The sequence below is a fragment of the Allobosea sp. P4_E12 genome, from assembly GCF_056401655.1.
The window spans coordinates 1-7,329 of sequence record NZ_JBFUIY010000082.1; the positions used below are offsets into that span (position 1 = coordinate 1).

Annotated in this window: 5 protein-coding genes and 1 pseudogene; 4 read left to right on the forward strand and 2 right to left on the reverse strand. The window is 66.2% G+C overall.

What is annotated here, in order from left to right:
* Positions 1-166: pseudogene (locus tag AC1DW9_RS35725) on the reverse strand (IS481 family transposase); the annotation flags it as partial.
* 63 nt (positions 167-229) lie between these two features.
* The gene (locus AC1DW9_RS35730; RefSeq protein WP_476855364.1) at positions 230-1,480 is read right to left on the reverse strand and encodes a ubiquinone biosynthesis hydroxylase; all 1,251 of its coding nucleotides are present in this window, start codon (positions 1,478-1,480) and stop codon (positions 230-232) included.
* Positions 1,481-1,630: 150 nt separating this feature from the next.
* Between AC1DW9_RS35730 and tesB the strand changes: the two genes are divergently transcribed.
* The 4 genes from tesB to AC1DW9_RS35750 form a co-directional block, all read left to right on the forward strand.
* Positions 1,631-2,497 (forward strand): acyl-CoA thioesterase II, encoded by an 867-nt coding sequence (gene tesB, locus AC1DW9_RS35735; RefSeq protein ID WP_441509090.1) that lies wholly within the window; start codon positions 1,631-1,633, stop codon positions 2,495-2,497.
* A gap of 238 nt (positions 2,498-2,735) precedes the next feature.
* On the forward strand, positions 2,736-3,074 hold the full coding sequence (locus AC1DW9_RS35740) for a P-II family nitrogen regulator (RefSeq protein ID WP_043236992.1): 339 nt from the start codon (positions 2,736-2,738) through the stop codon (positions 3,072-3,074).
* Between the two features lie 34 nt (positions 3,075-3,108).
* Positions 3,109-4,587, forward strand: a complete 1,479-nt coding sequence (locus tag AC1DW9_RS35745) for an ammonium transporter (protein WP_441493289.1) — start codon at positions 3,109-3,111, stop codon at positions 4,585-4,587.
* A 211-nt stretch (positions 4,588-4,798) separates the two neighbouring features.
* Positions 4,799-7,329 (forward strand): FtsK/SpoIIIE family DNA translocase (locus tag AC1DW9_RS35750; protein WP_476855365.1); only part of this gene is annotated, 2,531 nt, incomplete at its 3' end.

Genomic DNA, 7,329 nt, shown 5'->3' on the forward strand with positions numbered 1-7,329 from the left:
GTCCCATGGGCGCATCGGATGTGGTGGTCCTTTTGCGCCACTTGAGCACAGTCTTCGGATTCAAGCCGTAGCGGACGGCAAGGGCCCGGCTGCTCTCTTTCGACCCTTGGAGCTCGGCTCGAACACGCGCCGTCGTGCGGGCGCTGCCATGAAGAACGCTTCCCATAATGCATCCTCCTCCTGACGACTCAGGATCGATGATGCACCATCAGATTTCGGGACTACACATCTAGAGCGCCTCGCCTCTGAGCAGGCGCGGCGGGTCCCCTGCCAGTCCCGCCGCCTCGCGGATGAAGAAGCGCTTCAGCCCTGGCATCCGATCGACCAGCCCGAGCCCGAAATCGCGAGCCAGGCGGAATGGCGTTACGTCATTTGAAAACAGCCGATTGAGCCCGTCCGTCACCGCGCCCATCGCAACCGTGTCGAAACGCCGGGCGCTTTCATAACCTTCGAGAACGTCGGCGCTGCCTGGATCGAGCCCAAGCCGCGCGGCATCGACGATGGCCTCAGCCAGGGCCGCGACATCCTTCAGCCCGAGATTGAGCCCCTGGCCGGCAATCGGATGGATCAGGTGAGCGGCGTCACCAAGCAGCGCCAGCCTGTCGCCGACGAAGCGACGCGCCACGCCAAAGCCGAGCGGCATCGCCGTGACCTTGCTCTCCAGTGCAAGCTCCCCAAGCTCCAGTCCGAAGCGCCGCTCGATCTCGTCGAGCATATCGGCCTCGTCGAGCGAGAGCAGCGCCGCGACATTCTCCTCGCGCTCCGTCCAGACGATCGAAGAGCGGTGGCCGAGCCTGCCGCCGTCGCTGAGCGGGAGGATCGCAARGGGCCCGGATGGCAGGAAATGTTCGACGGCCCGCCCGTCATGCGGCCGCTCATGGCTCAGCGTCGCAACCAGCCCGGACTGGTGGTAGGACCAGCCGACCCAACCGATGCCGGCGCGTTCGCGGAGCCGCGACCGCGCGCCATCCGCAGCCACGAGCAGCAACGCCCCAATGCGCTCGCCGCCCGCATAGGTGATCTCGATGGTATCGTCCTGCGCATCGAAACCGCGAACGCCTTCCGGCCGCATCTCGACATTCGCTTCACGGCAGGCGCTCAACAGCGCCGTCATCAGCGCCATGTTCTCGACCATATGGGCGAAGGATTGTCCGGGCTCGATCTCGCCGTCAAAGGTCAGGAAGACCGGACGCACCACGTCTGGATTGCGGCTGTCGGTCACCACCATTTCGGTCATCGCGGCAGAACTGCCTGCAACGGCCTCCCAGACGCCCAGCACCTCCAGCATGTTGCGTGCAGCCGCCGCCACGGCGTAGGCGCGGTTGTCCTGACGCGGCGGTGCCGCAAGCGCCGGGTCCGCCAGGACGATTGCATAAGCCTCGCCGAGCGCCCGTTTCAGCGCCAGCGCCAGCGAAAGCCCGGCGATGCCGCCACCCGCGATCACGATCCGCCTTCCGGAATGGCCGGTCTGCTGCCCCATCGTCCTGCTCCTGCGCCTCATGCCGACCACGCCTGGACCAGCGCTTGACGACGCCCGGTGCGTCGGTGCTGATGCGGAGGATACGGCGGAACCGTCTTCGGCTCAGCCGGCCCGCCCGTCAATCCGCCCGCCAGTCGAGCCTGAAGAACCATGTCCCAGATCAGCGACTCCCTGATGTCGATCCTCGACCTCGAGCGGCTCGAGCGCAATCTGTTCCGCGGTCGCAGCCCCAAGATCGGCTGGCAGCGGGTCTTCGGCGGGCAGGTCATCGGGCAGGCCCTCTACGCCGCCTGCCAGACAGTGGAAGGCCGCCAGCCGCACTCGCTGCACGCCTACTTCCTGCTGCCGGGCGACCCCGAGACTCCGATCATTTACGAGGTCGAAAGGCTCCGCGACGGCCGCTCGTTTACGACGCGGCGCGTGCTGGCGATCCAGCATGGCGAGGCGATCTTCTCGATGTCCGCCTCGTTCCAGGCTGAAGAACCCGGCTATGAGCATCAGATGCCGATGCCGGACGTGCCGATGCCGGAGGAACTGCCGAACCGGGAGGAGATGCAGCGCAGCGTGCTGCCGCATATGCCCGAAGCCGTGCGCGCCTATTACCAGCGCGAGCGGCCGATCGAGATTCGGCCCGTCGAGCTCCAGCGCTACGTCACAGGCGAGAAGATGGAGCCGAAGTTCAATGTCTGGATCCGCTCGATGCAGCCTTTGCCCGACGATCCGGCGGTTCATCAAAGCGTGCTTGCCTATGCTTCGGATCTGATGCTGCTCGATTCGAGCCTCATCGCGCATGGCAAGACCGTGTTCGACAAGCAGATCCAGGGCGCGAGCCTCGATCATGCGCTCTGGTTTCATCGCCCCTTCCGCGCCGATGACTGGCTGCTCTATGCTCAGGACAGCCCCTCGACCTCGGGCGCGCGCGGGTTCTCCCGCGGCCTTGTTTTCGATCGCCATGGCAAGCTCGTCGCGTCCGTGGCGCAGGAAGGCCTGATCCGGCCGCGTCCGGACCGCGAATGAGCGCTTTCTAAGCAGAAGCACAGCAACCAAGCATTTGCCTGTTTATTAGGCAATCACCCCGCACCGAGTGGTGCGACGGGGCGTTTTTCCTTGCGTCATCCCCTCATGATCCCCCTCCGGCAGTTGGCACGGGCCTTGAATTGACCGGCCGTGACGTGTGTCGGGCTCCCGGCGCGCGCGGAGCGCAACGCGATCGCCGGGGCTGACATCCGGGCGGCGGAAACGGGGAAACCCAAGCATGAAAATCGTGATGGCTGTCATCAAGCCGTTCAAGCTGGAGGAGGTGCGCGACGGGCTCACCGCCATCGGCGTGCATGGCCTGACCGTGACCGAGGTGAAGGGATATGGCCGGCAGAAGGGCCATACCGAGATTTATCGCGGTGCCGAATATGCCGTGAGCTTCCTGCCGAAGATCAAGATCGAAGTCGCCGTCTCGGACGAACTCGTCGGCAAGGTGATCGAGGCGATCACCGCCGCAGCCCGTACCGGCCAGATCGGCGACGGCAAGATCTTCGTATCGTCGATCGAGAAGGCCGTCCGCATCCGCACAGGCGAGACCGACGGCGACGCCCTCTGATCCTCTCGATCCTTCAGTCCAGGAGTTTCAACCGATGAATTTCAAGACCCCATTGCGGGCCGGGCTGGTCGGAGCGGTGCTCGCCGCGACCACGGCGGTCGCGCTGGCCCAGACAGCGGCGGCTCCCGCCGCGCCGGTGCCGAACAAGGGCGATACCGCCTTCATGATGAGCTCGACCGTGCTCGTGCTGCTGATGACGATTCCCGGCCTCGCCCTGTTCTATGGCGGCCTGGTGCGCAGCAAGAACATGCTCTCGGTGCTGACCCAGGTCTTCGCCATCGTCTGCATGGTCAGCCTGCTCTGGGTGATCTACGGCTACTCCCTCGCCTTCACCCACGGCGGCGGCCTGAACGATTTCGTCGGCGGCTTCTCGAAAGCCTTCCTGCGCGGCGTCGACGGCAACTCGGTCGCGGCGACCTTCTCGAACGGCGTCGTCATCCCCGAATACGTCTACATCTGCTTTCAGATGACCTTCGCCTGCATCACGCCGGCCCTGATCGTTGGCGCCTTCGCCGAGCGCATCAAGTTCTCGGCGCTGATGCTGTTCACCGCCCTCTGGGTGACCTTCATCTATTTCCCGATGGCCCATATGGTCTGGTACTGGGGCGGTCCCGATGCCGTCGGCAATGCGGCCAAGGCTGTCGCTGAGGCGGGCCCCGATGCCAAGGCGGCCGCAACCGCGGCGCTCGACGCGGTCAACGCCGATGCCGGCATGCTCTTCAAATGGGGTGCGCTCGACTTCGCCGGCGGCACCGTCGTCCACATCAACGCGGGCATCGCCGGCCTCGTCGGCTGCATGCTGCTCGGCAAGCGCGTCGGCTACGGTAAGGAATTGATGGCCCCGCACTCGCTGACCATGACGCTGATCGGCGCAGCCCTGCTCTGGGTCGGCTGGTTCGGCTTCAATGCCGGCTCGAATCTCGAGGCCAACGGCACCGCCGCGCTTGCCATGATGAACACCTTCGTCGCCACGGCGGCAGCCGCGCTCGGCTGGCTCTTCGTCGAATGGGCGGCCAAGGGCAAACCCTCGCTGCTCGGTATGGTCTCGGGCGCGGTTGCCGGTCTCGTCGCCGTCACGCCGGCCGCTGGCTTCGCAGGCCCGATGGGCTCGATCGTGCTCGGCCTCGTCGCTGGCGCCGTCTGCTTCGTCTTCTGCTCCACCGTCAAGAATGCGCTCGGCTACGACGATTCGCTCGACGTGTTCGGCATCCACTGCGTCGGCGGCATCATCGGCGCCCTGGCCACCGGCATCCTGGTCAATCAGGCGCTCGGCGGCGGCGGCATCCCGGACTATGTCTCCAAGCCGGGCGAGCTCGTCACCGCGGCCTATGAATTCGGGCCGGCATTCGTGGCTCAGGCCAAGGCCGTTCTGTTCACGCTCGTCTTCAGCGGCGTCGGCTCACTGATCCTCTACAAGATCGTCGACGTCGTCGTCGGTCTGCGCGTCACCACGGATCAGGAGCGCGAAGGCCTCGACATCGCCGAGCACGGCGAGCGCGCCTACAGCATGTAAGCGTCTCCGGCCGCTTCACGTGAAACAGGCCTCGGCGGTCTCCCGCCGGGGCCTTTCTCACGGTAACTCCGCCCGCAGAAGCAGGCCGATCGATCCGCCGGCGAGGCGCTCCCCTTCAAGGTTAAGCGGGTCTTAACCTGACCTTCATACCCTGATCGCTGGAGGCCGGTATGATGCGGCCTGTAGTCCTGTGGAAGGCGGCCCGGCCGGCATGCGAACAATCCGACGCTCCTCATCCCTGATCGATCGCCTGCCCGATCCCGCGCGGGAATTCCTGTCGCGACGGACGTCGGAGATGGTCGGGCTCGGGCTGCTGGCGCTGACAGCGGCCATCGCACTCGCGCTTGCGACCTGGGCCGCTGAAGACCCCAGCCTCAACAACGCCACCGGCGGCGCCGTCAACAACCTGCTCGGGCGCCCGGGTGCGATGATCGCCGATCTGACCATGCAGATGATCGGGCTCGGCGTCATCGCCATGCTCTTCCCGCCGCTGATCTGGGCGCTGCGCCTGATGCGCTTCCACCTGTTCGATCGCGGCGCGCTCAAGCTCGGTCTCTGGGTTGTCGGTATCGTCGCGACGGCGGCCGTCGCGAGCGCCCTTCCGGCGACGCCGCGCTGGCCCTTGCCCACCGGGATGGGCGGCGTGATCGGCGACGGCCTGCTGTTTGGGACGCGCAATCTCGTCGGCATCGCAGGCAGCGCCCTCGGCGGCCTTGTCGCTTTTCTCTATGCCGGTATAGCAATTCTCGCCGTGACCGCCGCCGCGGGCTTCGGCTTCGTCACCGACGAAGATCCGGTCAATGACAGCGACGACGAAGACGAGTCCTGGGCCGAGACCGAGGAGCGTCGCGACGACGAGCCCGGTTTCGCCGTCATCCTTGTCGGCTGGCTTGCCCATGGCGCAATGGCGCTCAAGGGCGCGATCCTGCGTCGCCTGCCGCACCCGCCGGAACCGGCCGTCAGCGCCACTGGCTCCGCTGGCAACCAGCCCGTCAGCCGCGTACGCCGCGAACCGCAGTTCAACGAAGCTGCGGCCCGCGCTGCCCCTCCAGTCTTCGCCCCCGAGCCGTTGCCCAGCCCGCGTCCGGCCAGTCGCGTCGTCGACTTTCCCGATGGCGATATCGACGATGATGATGAACCGCAGGACCTGCGCGATCTCAATGCTCCGCGCGTCACCGCCCGGCCCGCTGCTCCCAAGCCTGGCAAGCGTCTGTCGCGCGAGGCCCAGCCGTCCCTGCTCGATCGCGATCATTTCGAGCTGCCGCCGCTGACCTATCTTGCCGAACCGAAGAAGGTCCCCTCGACAGCCATCTCGACGGATGCACTGGAGCAGAATGCGACCCTGCTCGAAGGGGTGCTCGAGGACTTTGGCGTGCGCGGCGAGATCAGCCAGGTTCGCCCGGGCCCTGTCGTGACGCTSTACGAGCTYGAGCCGGCGCCGGGSAYCAAGTCGTCGCGGGTGATCTCGCTGGCCGACGACATCGCSCGCTCGATGAGCGCGATCTCGGCGCGTGTCGCCGTYGTCCAGGGCAAGAACGCGATCGGCATCGAACTGCCCAATGCCAAGCGCGAGACCGTCTTCCTGCGCGAGCTGCTCGCCAGCCAGGATTTCGAATCGACCAAGCACAAGCTGGCGCTYTGCCTCGGCAAGACCATCGGCGGCGAGCCGGTGATCGCCGATCTTGCCCGCATGCCGCATCTGCTCGTCGCCGGCACCACCGGCTCGGGCAAGTCGGTCGCGATCAACACCATGATCCTGTCGATCCTCTACCGGCTSAMSCCCGMRCAGTGCCGGCTGATCATGGTCGAYCCCAAGATGCTCGAGCTCTCCGTCTATGACGGCATCCCGCATCTGCTCACCCCCGTCGTCACCGACCCGAAGAAGGCGGTGGTCGCGCTGAAATGGGCGGTGCGCGAGATGGAGGAGCGCTACAAGAAGATGTCGARGCTCGGYGTGCGCAACATCGACGGCTTCAATGTCCGGGTCGGCGAGGCGCTGGCTGCCGGCGAGATCATCACRCGCACCGTGCAGACCGGCTTCGACAAGCATTCCGGCGAGGCGATCTACGAAGAAGAGGTGATGGATCTGGGGCCCCTGCCCTATATCGTCGTCATCGTCGACGAGATGGCCGACCTGATGATGGTCGCCGGCAAGGAAATCGAGGGCACGATCCAGCGCCTGGCGCAGATGGCGCGCGCCGCCGGCATCCATGTCGTGCTGGCGACCCAGCGGCCCTCGGTCGACGTCATCACCGGCACGATCAARGCCAATTTCCCGACCCGCATCTCGTTCCAGGTCACCTCGAAGATCGACAGCCGCACCATTCTCGGCGAGATGGGCGCCGAGCAGCTGCTCGGCCAGGGCGACATGCTCTACATGGCCGGYGGCGGCCGCATCACCCGCGTGCACGGGCCGTTCGTCTCGGATGCCGAGGTCGAGAAGGTCGTGGCGCATCTGAAGACGCAAGGCCGGCCGGACTATCTCGACGCGGTCACCGCCGAGGAGGAGGCCGGCAGCGATGACGAGGATGGCGGCGCCGTCTTCGACAAGAGCGGCATGGGCCAGGCCGAGAGCGAGGATCCCTACGACCAGGCGGTCGCGGTCGTGCTGCGCGACAAGAAGGCCTCGACCTCGTATATCCAGCGCCGCCTGCAGATCGGCTACAACCGCGCCGCCTCGATCATGGAGCGCATGGAGAACGAGGGCATCGTCGGCCCCGCCAACCACGCCGGCAAGCGAGA

Coding starts and splice junctions, on each gene's coding strand:
- tesB (WP_441509090.1), top strand. CDS start 1,631: ATGTCCCAGATCAGCGACTCCCTGATGTCGATCCTCGACCTCGAGCGG.
- AC1DW9_RS35740 (WP_043236992.1), top strand. CDS start 2,736: ATGAAAATCGTGATGGCTGTCATCAAGCCGTTCAAGCTGGAGGAGGTG.
- AC1DW9_RS35745 (WP_441493289.1), top strand. CDS start 3,109: ATGAATTTCAAGACCCCATTGCGGGCCGGGCTGGTCGGAGCGGTGCTC.